At 59.3% G+C, this 12,951-nt stretch carries 9 protein-coding genes; 8 read left to right on the top strand and 1 reads right to left on the bottom strand.

What is annotated here, in order from left to right; all coding sequences use genetic code 11:
* Positions 1 to 220: 220 nt before the first annotated feature.
* The 8 genes from hutU to hutG all read left to right on the top strand — a co-directional run bounded on the left by hutU (position 221) and on the right by hutG (position 10,480).
* Positions 221 to 1,906 (top strand): urocanate hydratase, encoded by a 1,686-nt coding sequence (gene hutU, locus ACYASS_RS13785; RefSeq protein WP_463586539.1) that lies wholly within the window; start codon positions 221 to 223, stop codon positions 1,904 to 1,906.
* A 257-nt stretch (positions 1,907 to 2,163) separates the two neighbouring features.
* A complete protein-coding gene (locus ACYASS_RS13780; protein ID WP_463586538.1) occupies positions 2,164 to 3,132 on the top strand; it encodes an ABC transporter substrate-binding protein in 969 nt (322 codons plus the stop codon).
* Positions 3,133 to 3,296: 164 nt separating this feature from the next.
* On the top strand, positions 3,297 to 4,148 hold the full coding sequence (locus ACYASS_RS13775) for an ABC transporter permease (RefSeq protein WP_027898503.1): 852 nt from the start codon (positions 3,297 to 3,299) through the stop codon (positions 4,146 to 4,148).
* The gene (locus ACYASS_RS13770) at positions 4,145 to 4,975 is read left to right on the top strand and encodes a quaternary amine ABC transporter ATP-binding protein (RefSeq protein WP_463586537.1); all 831 of its coding nucleotides are present in this window, start codon (positions 4,145 to 4,147) and stop codon (positions 4,973 to 4,975) included. The genes ACYASS_RS13775 and ACYASS_RS13770 overlap by 4 nt, the downstream gene beginning before the upstream one ends.
* A gap of 12 nt (positions 4,976 to 4,987) precedes the next feature.
* Complete coding sequence (gene hutH / locus ACYASS_RS13765) at positions 4,988 to 6,613, top strand: histidine ammonia-lyase (RefSeq protein WP_463586536.1); 1,626 nt, start codon at positions 4,988 to 4,990, stop codon at positions 6,611 to 6,613.
* A gap of 239 nt (positions 6,614 to 6,852) precedes the next feature.
* Positions 6,853 to 8,238, top strand: coding sequence for an amino acid permease (locus ACYASS_RS13760; RefSeq protein ID WP_463586535.1), 1,386 nt, complete (start codon positions 6,853 to 6,855; stop codon positions 8,236 to 8,238).
* Positions 8,239 to 8,253: 15 nt separating this feature from the next.
* Positions 8,254 to 9,462: an imidazolonepropionase gene (gene hutI, locus ACYASS_RS13755; RefSeq protein ID WP_463586534.1), complete on the top strand. Its 1,209-nt coding sequence runs from the start codon at positions 8,254 to 8,256 to the stop codon at positions 9,460 to 9,462.
* 214 nt (positions 9,463 to 9,676) lie between these two features.
* Complete coding sequence (gene hutG, locus ACYASS_RS13750) at positions 9,677 to 10,480, top strand: N-formylglutamate deformylase (protein WP_463586533.1); 804 nt, start codon at positions 9,677 to 9,679, stop codon at positions 10,478 to 10,480.
* Positions 10,481 to 10,679: 199 nt separating this feature from the next.
* On the opposite strand, the gene ACYASS_RS13745 is transcribed toward hutG, so the two are convergent.
* The gene (locus ACYASS_RS13745) at positions 10,680 to 12,941 is read right to left on the bottom strand and encodes a heavy metal translocating P-type ATPase (RefSeq protein WP_463586532.1); all 2,262 of its coding nucleotides are present in this window, start codon (positions 12,939 to 12,941) and stop codon (positions 10,680 to 10,682) included.
* Positions 12,942 to 12,951 lie beyond the last annotated feature (10 nt).

Below are 12,951 nucleotides of genomic sequence, written 5' to 3'. Positions count from 1 at the left end.
AAAACACATCGGTCGGTGTGCGCTGCCCGGGGCCGCCCCCCCCCAACCCCCCCCAAACAACACCCCCCCCCCCCCCCCCCCCCCCCCCCCCCCCCCACTCCTACAGGTTCGTGGTGTCCGTGGCATTAAGATGGATTTCCAATGTTGGTATTTCAATTGCATATGCTTGTACATACAAGTAAAGCCAAGTGCATTGAACTGATCGCTGAGGACTTCTTTCGTGACCGAGAATAACCAACACTGGACCCGCTACCGTGACGTCGAAGTTCGCGCAGCTCGCGGTACCACGCTGACCGCCAAGAGCTGGATGACCGAAGCGCCGTTGCGCATGCTGATGAACAACCTTGACCCGGAAGTGGCCGAAAACCCGAAAGAGCTGGTGGTTTATGGCGGTATCGGTCGCGCAGCACGTAACTGGGAATGCTACGACAAGATCGTCGAAAGCCTGACCAACCTCAATGATGACGAAACCCTGCTGGTCCAGTCCGGCAAACCGGTCGGCGTGTTCAAGACTCACAGCAACGCGCCTCGGGTGTTGATCGCCAACTCAAACCTGGTGCCGCACTGGGCGAGCTGGGAGCACTTCAACGAACTGGATGCCAAGGGCCTGGCCATGTATGGCCAGATGACCGCAGGTAGCTGGATCTACATCGGTAGCCAGGGCATCGTTCAAGGCACTTACGAAACCTTCGTCGAAGCCGGTCGCCAGCATTACAACGGCAGCCTCAAAGGCAAGTGGGTACTGACGGCAGGTCTGGGCGGCATGGGCGGCGCACAACCTTTGGCCGCAGGCATGGCCGGTGCCAGCTCCTTGAATATCGAATGCCAGCAAAGCCGCATCGATTTCCGTCTCAAGACGCGTTACGTCGATGAACAGGCTGTCAATCTCGACGACGCTTTGGCACGCATCGCCAAATACACCGCTGAAGGCAAAGCAATCTCCATCGCGCTGTGTGGCAACGCCGCAGAAATCCTGCCGGAAATGGTCCGTCGCGGCGTACGCCCAGACATGGTCACCGACCAGACCAGCGCCCACGACCCACTCAACGGCTACCTGCCAAAAGGCTGGACCTGGGACGAGTACCGCGCCCGCTCTTTGACCGAACCGGCAGCAGTGGTCAAAGCCGCCAAGCAGTCCATGGCTGAACACGTTGAAGCGATGCTGGCCTTTCAGAAAATGGGCATTCCGACCTTTGACTATGGCAACAACATCCGGCAGATGGCCAAGGAAGAAGGCGTAACAAACGCTTTCGACTTCCCGGGTTTCGTCCCGGCCTACATTCGGCCGTTGTTCTGCCGTGGCGTAGGGCCTTTCCGTTGGGCGGCTCTGTCGGGCGATCCGGAGGACATCTATAAGACCGACGCCAAGGTCAAAGAGCTGATCCCGGACGACGCGCATCTGCACAACTGGCTGAACATGGCCCGCGAGCGCATTGCCTTTCAGGGCTTGCCAGCACGTATCTGCTGGGTTGGCCTGGGCCAGCGCGCCAAACTCGGCCTGGCGTTCAATGAAATGGTCCGCAGTGGTGAGTTGTCGGCACCGGTTGTGATTGGCCGCGATCACCTGGACTCCGGCTCGGTATCCAGCCCGAACCGTGAAACCGAATCCATGCAGGATGGCTCCGATGCCGTGTCCGACTGGCCGTTGCTCAACGCCCTGCTCAATACCGCCAGCGGCGCGACCTGGGTTTCGCTGCACCACGGCGGCGGTGTCGGTATGGGCTTCTCGCAGCACTCGGGCATGGTGATCGTCTGCGACGGCACCGACGAAGCCGCCGAACGCATCGCCCGCGTCTTGCACAACGACCCGGCGACCGGCGTGATGCGCCATGCTGATGCGGGTTATCAGATTGCGATTGACTGCGCGAATGAGAAGGGCTTGAACCTGCCGATGGTTGGGAATTAAGGCTAGCGGAGATCCAGAGGGAACACTGTACCTGTGGGAGCAGAGCTTGCTCGCGATACATGAGACGCAGCTAGACGGCATACCGCGTCATCGTTTATCGCGGGCAAGTCGGAATGCCGCCCACCCGCTCCCACAAGGGTTCTCCAACAGCGCAGAAGGAACTGACCACCCCAAAGGACCGTCAAGTGTCCTGCAATCAGGCTTCTGGCCTTTTGATCTGGAAACTGCCCACATCCATTCGCGAGGAGCGTCACACAATGAAAACCAAGAAGGCACTGCTATCCACGTTGATTTCACTGGGTTTGCTCACAGGCGCTGGCGCGAGTCAGGCAGCGGGTTGGTGCGAATCCGGCAAGCCGGTGAAGTTCGCCGGTCTGAACTGGGAAAGCGCCATGCTGCTGACCGACGTGTTGCAGGTAGTCCTGAACAAGGGTTATGGCTGTGAAGTTGACAGCCTGCCGGGCAATTCCATCACCATGGAAAACGCCCTGAGCACCAACGATATTCAGGTCTTCGCCGAAGAGTGGGTCGGCCGCAGCGAAGTGTGGAACAAGGCTGAGAAAGCCGGAAAAGTAGTCGGCGTTGGTAGCCCGGTCAAAGGTGCCGTCGAAGGTTGGTACGTGCCGCGTTATGTGATCGAAGGCGACGCCAAGCGCAAGCTGGAAGCCAAGGCCCCGGACCTGAAATCCATCAGCGATCTGGCTAAATACTCGACGTTGTTCAAAGACGCTGAAGAACCCGCCAAAGGCCGTTTCTATAACTGCCCGGCTGGCTGGACCTGCGAGCTGGAAAACAGCGAAATGCTCAAGAGCTATGGCTTGGAAGACAAGTACACCAACTTCCGCCCAGGCACTGGCCCGGCGCTGGATGCGGCGATTTTGTCCAGCTACAAACGTGGCGAGCCGATCCTGACTTACTACTGGTCACCAACGCCTTTGATGGGCCAGGTTGATCTGGTGCGCCTGGAAGAGAAAGCCGGGGTGAACAAGACCATCGAGATCAAGGTAGGCCTGTCCAAAGCATTCCACGAACAGGCACCTGAGTTGGTGTCGGTCATGGAAAAGGTCAACATCCCCATTGATCTGCTCAACCAGAACCTGGCCCGCATGACCAAGGACCGTATCGAATCGCCGAAGCTGGCGAAGATATTCCTCAAGGAACACCCTGAAGTCTGGCACGCATGGGTGAGTGAAGAAGCGGCGAAAAAGGTGGATGCTTCGTTGTAGATAACTAATCCGGGCGCCCCTCCCCCCTGTAGGAGTGAGCTTGCTCGCGATAGCGTCAGTCCAGTCAAATAGTCTGAGACTGGCACACCGAATCGCGAGCAAGCTCACTCCTACAGGACCCGGTACCCGATCAAGCATCTCCAATTTAGATCGAGAACCCTTTTATGTTCCCCGAAAGCTTCACATTCTCCATCGCCAATCTGGTCAACGACTGGGTTGATGCGCTGGTGACCAATTACGGCGATGTGTTCCGGCAGATCTCCGACACGCTGCTGTGGGCGATCGTCAACCTGGAAGGCCTGCTGCGCATGGCGCCGTGGTGGTTGATGCTGGCGATTGTCGGCGGCATTGCCTGGCACGCCACGCGCAAGATTACGACCACGGCCGTCATCGTCGGCCTGCTGTTTCTGGTCGGTGCGGTCGGGCTGTGGGACAAGCTGATGCAAACCCTGGCGCTGATGCTGGTCGCCACGCTGATATCAGTGATCATCGGCATCCCGCTGGGCATCCTCTCGGCACGCAGCAACCGCCTGCGCTCGGTGCTGATGCCGTTGCTGGACATCATGCAGACCATGCCCAGCTTCGTTTACCTGATACCGGTATTGATGCTGTTCGGCCTGGGCAAGGTCCCGGCGATTTTCGCCACCGTGATCTACGCCGCGCCGCCGCTGATTCGCCTTACCGACCTGGGCATTCGTCAGGTGGACGGCGAAGTCATGGAAGCGATCAATGCGTTCGGTGCCAATCGTTGGCAGCAGTTGTTCGGCGTGCAACTGCCGCTGGCGCTGCCGAGCATCATGGCTGGGATCAATCAGACCACGATGATGGCCCTGTCGATGGTGGTGATTGCATCGATGATCGGCGCTCGCGGTCTTGGCGAAGACGTGTTGGTGGGCATTCAGACCCTGAACGTCGGACGCGGACTGGAAGCCGGACTAGCGATTGTGATTCTCGCAGTGGTCATCGACCGCATCACCCAGGCATACGGCCGACCACGGCATGAGGCAAACAAATGAGCAATCAAGAGCCCAATAAAATCGTGGTCCGCAACGTCTTCAAGATTTTCGGCAACCGTCCCAAGGACGCGCTGGAAATGGTGACGCAGAACAACAGCAAGGATGAAGTCCTGGCAAAAACCGGCTGCGTGGTCGGCGTGAATGACTTGTCGCTGTCCATCGGCAGCGGTGAGATTTTCGTGATCATGGGCCTGTCCGGTTCGGGCAAGTCCACGCTGGTGCGCCACTTCAATCGCCTGATCGACCCTACCAGCGGCGAGATTCTGGTCGATGGCGAAGACATCCTGCAGTACGACATGGAAGCGCTGCGCCAATTTCGTCGCAAGAAAATCAGCATGGTGTTTCAGAGTTTCGGCCTGTTGCCGCACAAGACCGTGCAGGACAACGTTGCCTACGGCCTGAAAGTACGCGGTGAGAGCAAAGAGTATTGCATCGACCGCGCACGACACTGGATCAGTACCGTGGGCCTGCAAGGCTACGAAAACAAATACCCGCATCAACTTTCCGGTGGCATGCGCCAACGGGTGGGGCTGGCCCGCGCATTGGCGGCAGACACTGACATCATCCTGATGGACGAAGCATTCAGCGCCCTGGATCCGTTGATTCGCGCGGAAATGCAGGACCAGTTGCTGGAGCTGCAAAGCAATCTGAAAAAAACCATCGTGTTCATCACCCACGATCTTGATGAAGCCGTCCGCATCGGTAATCGCATCGCGATCCTCAAGGACGGGCAGTTGATTCAGGTGGGCACTCCGAAAGAAATCCTCTACTCCCCCGCCGACGAATACGTTGATCGTTTCGTGCAGCGGCGCGCAGTGACTGTGTAAGGAAGCGTGCAGATGTCGCCCGTCGAACAAGTGGTGATTGGTGAAGGTCCGGTCCGTTGGCAGGACGTGGTTGCGGTCGCTCGCCGGGGTGCGCAACTGGCGCTCTCGGCCAGCGCCTGGGCACGGATCGACAACGCTCAGGCAATCGTCGAACGCATCGTCGCCAGCGGCGAGCGTGCTTATGGCGTGAACACCGGGCTGGGCGCGCTGTGCAACATTTCACTGCAAGGCGAACAACTGAGTCAGCTGTCGCGCAATACCCTGCTGAGCCACGCGTGCGGTGTCGGTGTAGCGCTGTCAGACGAGCAAACCCGGTCGATCATCTGCGCGGCAATCATCAATTACAGCCAGGGCAAATCCGGGCTGCACCGGCAAGTCGTAGAGGCGCTGCTGAACCTGCTCAACCGCAACATCACCCCGTACGTGCCGTCCCAGGGTTCGGTAGGTTATCTGACCCACATGGCGCACATCGGCATTGCCCTGCTGGGCGTGGGCGACGTCAGTTATCGCGGCCATGTCATGCCTGCGCAGCAAGCGCTGGATGCCGAGGGCTTGAGCCCGGTCATACTCGGTGCGAAAGACGGATTGTGCCTGGTCAACGGTACGCCATGCATGACCGGCCTGAGCTGCCTGGCCATTGCCGACGCACAGCGCCTGACGCAATGGGCGGATGTTATCGGCGCCATGAGTTTTGAAGCACTCGGCGGCCAGATCAATGCCTTCGACGCCGAAATCATCGCCCTCAAGCCGCATCCGGGCATGCAAATCGTCGGCAGCAACCTGCGTGGTTTGCTGGATGGCAGTGAGGTGGTGGTCAACAGCCGTGGCATCCGCACTCAGGACGCGCTGAGCGTTCGCTCAATCCCGCAAGTGCATGGCGCCACCCGCGACCAGTTGGTGCACGCGACCCGGCAGATTGAAATCGAGCTGAACTCGGCGACGGACAACCCGCTGGTGCTCGGCACACCTGAGTCGTATCGCGTGGTGTCGCAAGCCAACCCCCACGGTCAGTCTGTGGCCATGGCGGCGGATCTGCTGGCGATTGCTGTCGCTGAACTGGGCTCGATTGCCGAGCGACGTCTGGACCGCCTGATCAACCCGACCATCAGTAACTTGCCGGCGTTTCTGGTCAGCCAGCCGGGGGTTAACTCGGGGATGATGATTGTGCAGTACGTCGCGGCGTCTTTGTGCGCGGAAAACCGCCAACTGGCGCAACCGGCAGTGACCGACAATTTTGTCACCTCGGGTTTGCAGGAAGACCACTTGAGCATGGGCACCAACGCCGCGCTGAAACTGCACAAGGTGCTGGAAAACACCACGCAGATCCTCGCCATTGAGTATTTGCTCGCGGCACAGGCCTTCGAGTTTTTGAAGCTCCAGCGCTTTGGCGTCGGTACCGATGCCGCGTGGCGTGTGCTGCGCGAAGAAGTCCCGCCGTACGACGAAGACCGCTGGCTGGCCCCGGACATCGCCAGCAGCGCCAAGGTACTCAGGAGTGAGGCGCTGCTGGAAAGAGTGTTTCGCCAGTGCCGGTCGATGACCATTGACTCAGCTCGGGCCGAGCAAGGTGCTGTGAAAGTACTCGATCCTGTGGGAGCGGCCGGGGTGGCGCTCCACCTTGCTCGCGATAAACGATAACGCGGTGTGTCGTCTAACTGAGTCTCATGTATCGCGGGCAAGCCCAGCTCCCACAGGTTCTGCGCATGACGAGGGACCGGCTTGGTCCATGCAATATGCAAACGTATAGACATCCATGACACCGGATGTCAGCCAGGCGACACCCGACAGGCCAATGATTTGGCCGACGCGACCCAGCAGGTATCCTTGCGCGCCTGAGTACCTGGCAGTTCGCTGGAAAGAAACCGGATTGGATTGAAATGACGTCACAGCAAGGTTTGAAACGCGGGCTTTCAGCCCGGCACATTCGCTTCATGGCACTGGGATCAGCCATTGGCACCGGCCTGTTCTACGGCTCGGCCTCGGCGATCCAGATGGCCGGCCCGGCCGTGTTGCTGGCCTACCTGATCGGCGGCGCAGCGGTGTTCATGGTGATGCGCGCCCTGGGCGAAATGGCCGTGCACAACCCGGTGTCCGGCTCGTTCGGCGAATACGCCAGCACCTATCTAGGCCCAATGGCGGGCTTCGTGCTCGGCTGGACCTACGCCTTTGAAATGATCATCGTCTGTATCGCTGACGTCACCGCGTTCGGGATTTACATGGGCTTCTGGTTCCCGGAAGTCCCGCGCTGGATCTGGGTGCTGGGCATCGTGTTTCTGATTGGCGCGCTCAACCTGTGCAACGTCAAAGTCTTCGGAGAGACCGAGTTCTGGCTGTCGCTGCTCAAAGTCGCCGCCATTGTCGCAATGATCGTCGCCGGGCTTGGCCTGTTGCTGTTCGGCGTCAACCTGTCAGGCAGCGGCGAGACGGTATCCAGCATCAGCAACCTGTGGACCCACGGCGGTTTCATGCCCAATGGCATCGGTGGTTTGATCGCCTGCTTTGCGGTGGTGATGTTCGCATTCGGCGGCATCGAAATCATCGGCATCACCGCAGGCGAAGCCAAGGATCCGCAACGCACCATCCCGCAAGCCATTAACTCGGTGCCGCTGCGTATTCTGCTGTTCTACGTCCTGACGTTGTTCGTGCTGATGTCGCTGTTTCCGTGGTCGCAGATCACCAAGGCGAACAGCCCGTTCGTGCAGATTTTCTCCAGCCTGGGCCTGCCATGGGCGGCTGCGTTGCTTAACGTGGTGGTGATTTCCGCTGCAGTGTCGGCGATCAACAGCGACGTGTTTGGTGCAGGCCGCATCATGTACGGCCTGGCGCAACAGGGTCAGGCACCGGCGGCGTTCTCGAGACTGTCTAAACAGGGCGTTCCATGGATGACGGTGCTGGTGATGGGTGTCGCGCTGCTCATCGGTGTACTGCTCAATTACCTGATCCCGGAAAATGTGTTCCTGGTGATTGCGTCCATCGCAACCTTCGCGACCGTGTGGGTCTGGCTGATGATCCTGCTGACTCAAGTCGCCATGCGCCGCAAGATGAGCCGTGAAGAAGCCGAACAGCTGCAATTCCCGGTGCCGTTCTGGCCCTACGCTCCCGCCGCAGCCATCGCCTTCATGCTGTTTATTTTCGGCGTGCTGGGTTACTTCCCGGACAACCGTATCGCGCTGATCGTTGGCGCAGGCTGGGTTGTGCTGTTGATCGCGGCCTACTTCATATGGGTCAAACGCCCTGAACATTCGCCTCCATCCCATCGGTAACCTCGGAGACTGGACATGAAAACGCTCTGGAAACATTGTCACGTAGCGAGCATGGCTCACGGCAAATACTCGATTATCGAGGATGCCGCCATCGTGACTTCTGGAGCGTTGATCGAGTGGATCGGGCCTCAAGCTGATCTGGAGGACATACCCTACGACAGTGTTATCGACTTGAACGGCGCGTGGGTCACGCCGGGCCTGATCGACTGCCACACTCACACGGTGTTCGGCGGTAACCGTAGCGGCGAATTCGAGCAGCGTCTGCAAGGCGTGAGTTATGCCGAGATCGCCGCAGCCGGTGGCGGCATTGCCAGTACCGTGCGCGCCACTCGCGCAGCCAGCGAAGACGAGTTGTACGCCAGCGCCGAGCGCCGTCTGCGGCATTTGCTCAAGGATGGCGTCACCACGGTTGAAATGAAATCCGGCTACGGCCTGGACCTGGCCAGCGAGCGCAAACTGCTGCGGGTCATCCGCCGACTGGGCAATACGTTGCCGGTGACGGTGCGCAGCACCTGTCTGGCTGCCCACGCGCTGCCACCGGAATACGCCGACCGGGCCGACGACTACATCAATCACATCTGCAGCGAAATGCTGCCCGCACTGGCCGAGGAAGGTTTGGTCGATGCGGTGGATGCGTTTTGTGAGTACCTGGCGTTTTCCCCTTCTCAGGTGGAACAAGTGTTCATCACCGCCGGGCAATTGGGCTTGCCGGTGAAACTGCATGCCGAGCAGCTTTCGCCATTGGCAGGTTCAAGCCTGGCGGCGCGCTACAAGGCGTTGTCGGCAGATCACCTGGAATTCATGACTGAGACAGACGCTATCGCTATGGGCGCGGCAGGAACAGTCGCCGTGTTGTTGCCGGGGGCTTATTACTTTCTGCGTGAGACTCAATTGCCGCCGATGGAAGCGCTGCGCAAACACGGCGTGGATATCGCCATCGCCAGCGATCTTAATCCCGGCACGTCGCCCGCGTTGTCGTTGCGCTTGATGCTGAACATGGCGTGCACACTGTTCCGCATGACTCCCGAAGAAGCCCTGGCCGGGGTCACGATCAATGCCGCGAAAGCCCTTGGCATGGGCGAAACCCATGGGTCGCTGGAGGCCGGCAAAGTCGCCGACTTCGTCGCCTGGAACATTGAACGCCCTGCTGACCTGGCGTATTGGCTGGGTGGAGACCTGGATAAACGTATCGTCCGTCACGGTGTTGAATCAATGAACCTGTAGGAGCTCACGAGCACCGCGAGGCAGCGATTGCGGTGTGTCAGAAGCTATCGCGTGGCAGACATTGGACCTGTAGGAGTGAGCTTGCTCGCGATAGCATTCGATCAAACGAAGCCGCGTCACTGACATACCGCTATCGCGAGCAATGTGGATCGCCACCCCGGTCACTCCTACAGGGAAGCGTCTCAATTCTGAAGAATACTTTTAGGAGAGATTCATGGACAACGTTCTGAAGTTTTCCCGCGGCCGGGTGCCGCTGCTGATCAGCATGCCCCACGCCGGGTTGCGCCTGACGCCTGCGGTCGAGGCCGGTCTGGTGGATGAGGCCCTGAGCTTGCCGGACACCGATTGGCACATCCCGCAGCTCTACGATTTCGCAGAAGAACTGGGCGCCAGCACCTTGGCGGCCGAATATTCGCGCTTCGTGATCGACCTGAATCGTCCTTCAGATGACAAACCGCTGTACGCCGGAGCCACAACCGGGTTGTTCCCGTCGATCCTGTTCGACGGTGTGCCGCTGTTCAAAGACGGTCTGGCACCAAGCGCTGAAGAGCGGGCGAGTTATCTGGAGCAGATCTGGACGCCGTACCACCAGACGCTTGAGCAAGAGCTGGCACGCCTGAGAGACGAATTCGGCTACGCGCTATTGTTCGATGCCCACTCGATTCGCGGACATATCCCACACCTGTTTGAAGGCCGTTTGCCGGACTTCAATCTCGGCACCTTCAACGGCGCCAGCTGCGATCAGGAGTTGGCCAAACGCCTGGAAGCAACTTGCGCTAAAGCCGGAGATTACAGTCACGTACTGAATGGCCGCTTCAAAGGCGGCCAAATCACCCGCCACTACGGCGACCCGGCCAATAACATCCACGCCGTGCAACTGGAACTGGTGCAAGCGACCTACATGGACGAGTTCGTGCCCTTCCACTACCGCCCGGATCTGGCTGAGCCTACGCGGGTGGTGTTGAGGCAGTTGGTTGAAGAGATGATTAAGTGGGCGCAGGAAAAATTTGGCAGGTAACCGATAGGAGCGAACTTTGTTCGCGAGACGATCCGCCTGACACACCGCCTCGCCAACAAGTTGCCTCCTACCGTGACGCGGCGGCTAACCTTTGTATCCGCAGGATCACCCACCATCCGGTAGGAGCGAACTTGTTCGCGAGACGATATTCCTGAATAAGCCTGTCAGACGTCTCGCGAACAAGTTCGCTCCTACCTCATTATTTCTTCAACAACCGCAGCCCATTGAACACCACCAACAAACTCACGCCCATATCAGCGAACACCGCCATCCACATCGTGGCCATGCCGGCAAAGGTCATCGCCAGGAAGATCGCTTTGATGAACAAGGCAAGGAAGATGTTCTGCTTCAAGACCGCCGACGTCCGGTGCGACAGCTGAATAAATGCCGGAATCTTGCGCAGATCGTCGTCCATCAAGGCGACATCCGCCGTCTCAATGGCAGTGTCCGTACCGGCTGCCGCCATGGCGAAACCAATCTCGGAACGCGCCAGCGCAGGGGCGTCGTTGATGCCGTCGCCAACCATACCGACCCGATGCCCTTTGGCATATAACGCCTCGATAGCCTCCAGCTTGTCGCTTGGCATCAGGTTGCCCTGAGCCGAATCAATACCGACCTGTGCAGCAATCGCCTTGGCAGTGTGCGGGTTGTCGCCCGTCAGCATCAGGGTTTTAACGCCCAGCGCATGTAGCTGCTGAATAGCTTCGCGGCTGCTTTCCTTGACGGTATCGGCCACCGCAAACAGCGCCAGCGGGCCTGACTTATCCAGCAACAGCACCACGCTTTTGCCCTGCTGCTCCAGCGCATCAAGCTGCGCCTCCAACTGGCGTGAGCAAAGGCCGAGTTCTTCCACCAGGCGATGGTTGCCCAAATGATAAAGCTCCCCGTTGATCTCGCCGCGCACGCCGCGCCCAGCCAGCGCTTCGAACGCAGTGACTTCATGGGCGCTGACGTTACTCTCGGCCGCCTTGGCAATCGCTTGGGAAACCGGGTGATCAGAGCGCCCTGCCAAGCTGGCGGCCACACCCGGAACCCGATCAGCAGCAGTTGACTCAAGTAATACGAAATCAGTCTGGACCGGCTTGCCGTGGGTGATCGTGCCGGTCTTGTCCAGGGCCAGGTAATCGAGCTTGTGGCCCATTTCCAGGTACACACCGCCCTTGATCAGGATGCCTCTGCGCGCAGCCGCTGCCAGGCCACTGACAATGGTCACCGGCGTGGAGATCACTAGCGCACAAGGGCAAGCCACAACCAGCAAGACCAGCGCACGATAGATCCAGTCGAACCACGCCGCACCCATGAACAGCGGCGGAATGATTGCCACGCCGAGGGCGAAGATGAACACCGCCGGGGTATAGATGCGCGAAAAGCTGTCGACAAAACGCTGAGTCGGCGCCCGGGAGCCTTGCGCCGCCTCCACTGCATGAATGATCCGCGCCAACGTCGAGTTGTTCGCCGCCGCAGTGACGCGGTACTCCAGCGAACCGGACTGGTTGATGGTCCCGGCGAAGACTTTGTCGCCAACCGTCTTCTCTATCGGCAGGCTTTCACCAGTGATTGGTGCCTGATCGATCGTAGAGTTGCCGGACACTACCTCACCATCCAATGCGACCCGCTCACCCGGCTTAACCCGGACGATAGCGCCAAGTTCGATGTTTTTGGCTTCCACTTCCAGCCACTGTCCATCCGCCTGCCTCACCGTTGCCAACTCTGGCGTGAGCTGCATCAGCCCGCTGATAGCGTTGCGAGCGCGGTCCAGGGATTTGGCTTCAATCAGCTCAGCCACGGTGAACAGGAACATCACCATCGCAGCTTCAGGCCACTGCCCAATCAGCACCGCACCGGTCACGGCAATGCTCATCAAGGCGTTGATGTTCAGGTTGAGGTTCTTGAGCGCGATCCAGCCTTTTTTGTAAGTACCCAGCCCGCCGCTGAGGATGGAAACCAGCGCCACGAAAGCCACAACCCAATCAGAGGCGAAGGAACCGAAATGGATAACTTCAGCGGCCAGCGCGGTGACGCCAGACAGCGCCAGTGGCCACCAGGCTTTTTTCACGACTGGAGCAGGTGTTGCCTCCGCGCCCTCTTCAACCGGCTCGGCCTGCATGCCCAGTGAGGCAATGGCGTCCCGAATGGGATCGGTGGACGGCAGTTCATGCCAGACGCCCAGCAGACGGTTGATCAGGTTGAATTCAAGCTTCTGCACGCCCGCCAGTTTGCCCAGCTTGTTCTGGATGAGCGTCTGCTCCGTAGGGCAATCCATCTGCTCGATACGGAAAGTGCTCAGTTGAGCGCCGGATGCAGGCGCATCGGTGAATGAAACCACCGCAGGCGCAGCCTTCGACGAACAGCAGCTGTGCGCGTGAGCGACATGATCATGGCTTTTGGCCTGATGATCGTGCTGTGAATGATCGTGCTCGGTGTGTTCGTGCTTGCCGTGAACGGGGGTCAACTGGCTCATGGTCCGGTCC

This window comes from Pseudomonas sp. HP_14, assembly GCF_055283875.1.
The sequence above is the reverse complement of the archived record's forward strand: the minus strand, read 5'-3'. Positions and strand labels throughout refer to the sequence as shown.

Excerpts from the sequence above, each read along its gene's own strand:
- ACYASS_RS13775 (WP_027898503.1), top strand. The coding sequence starts at position 3,297 with ATGTTCCCCGAAAGCTTCACATTCTCCATCGCCAATCTGGTCAACGAC.
- ACYASS_RS13745 (WP_463586532.1), bottom strand. The coding sequence starts at position 12,941 with ATGAGCCAGTTGACCCCCGTTCACGGCAAGCACGAACACACCGAGCAC.
- ACYASS_RS13780 (WP_463586538.1), top strand. The coding sequence starts at position 2,164 with ATGAAAACCAAGAAGGCACTGCTATCCACGTTGATTTCACTGGGTTTG.
- hutI (WP_463586534.1), top strand. The coding sequence starts at position 8,254 with ATGAAAACGCTCTGGAAACATTGTCACGTAGCGAGCATGGCTCACGGC.
- hutH (WP_463586536.1), top strand. The coding sequence starts at position 4,988 with ATGTCGCCCGTCGAACAAGTGGTGATTGGTGAAGGTCCGGTCCGTTGG.
- hutG (WP_463586533.1), top strand. The coding sequence starts at position 9,677 with ATGGACAACGTTCTGAAGTTTTCCCGCGGCCGGGTGCCGCTGCTGATC.
- ACYASS_RS13760 (WP_463586535.1), top strand. The coding sequence starts at position 6,853 with ATGACGTCACAGCAAGGTTTGAAACGCGGGCTTTCAGCCCGGCACATT.
- ACYASS_RS13770 (WP_463586537.1), top strand. The coding sequence starts at position 4,145 with ATGAGCAATCAAGAGCCCAATAAAATCGTGGTCCGCAACGTCTTCAAG.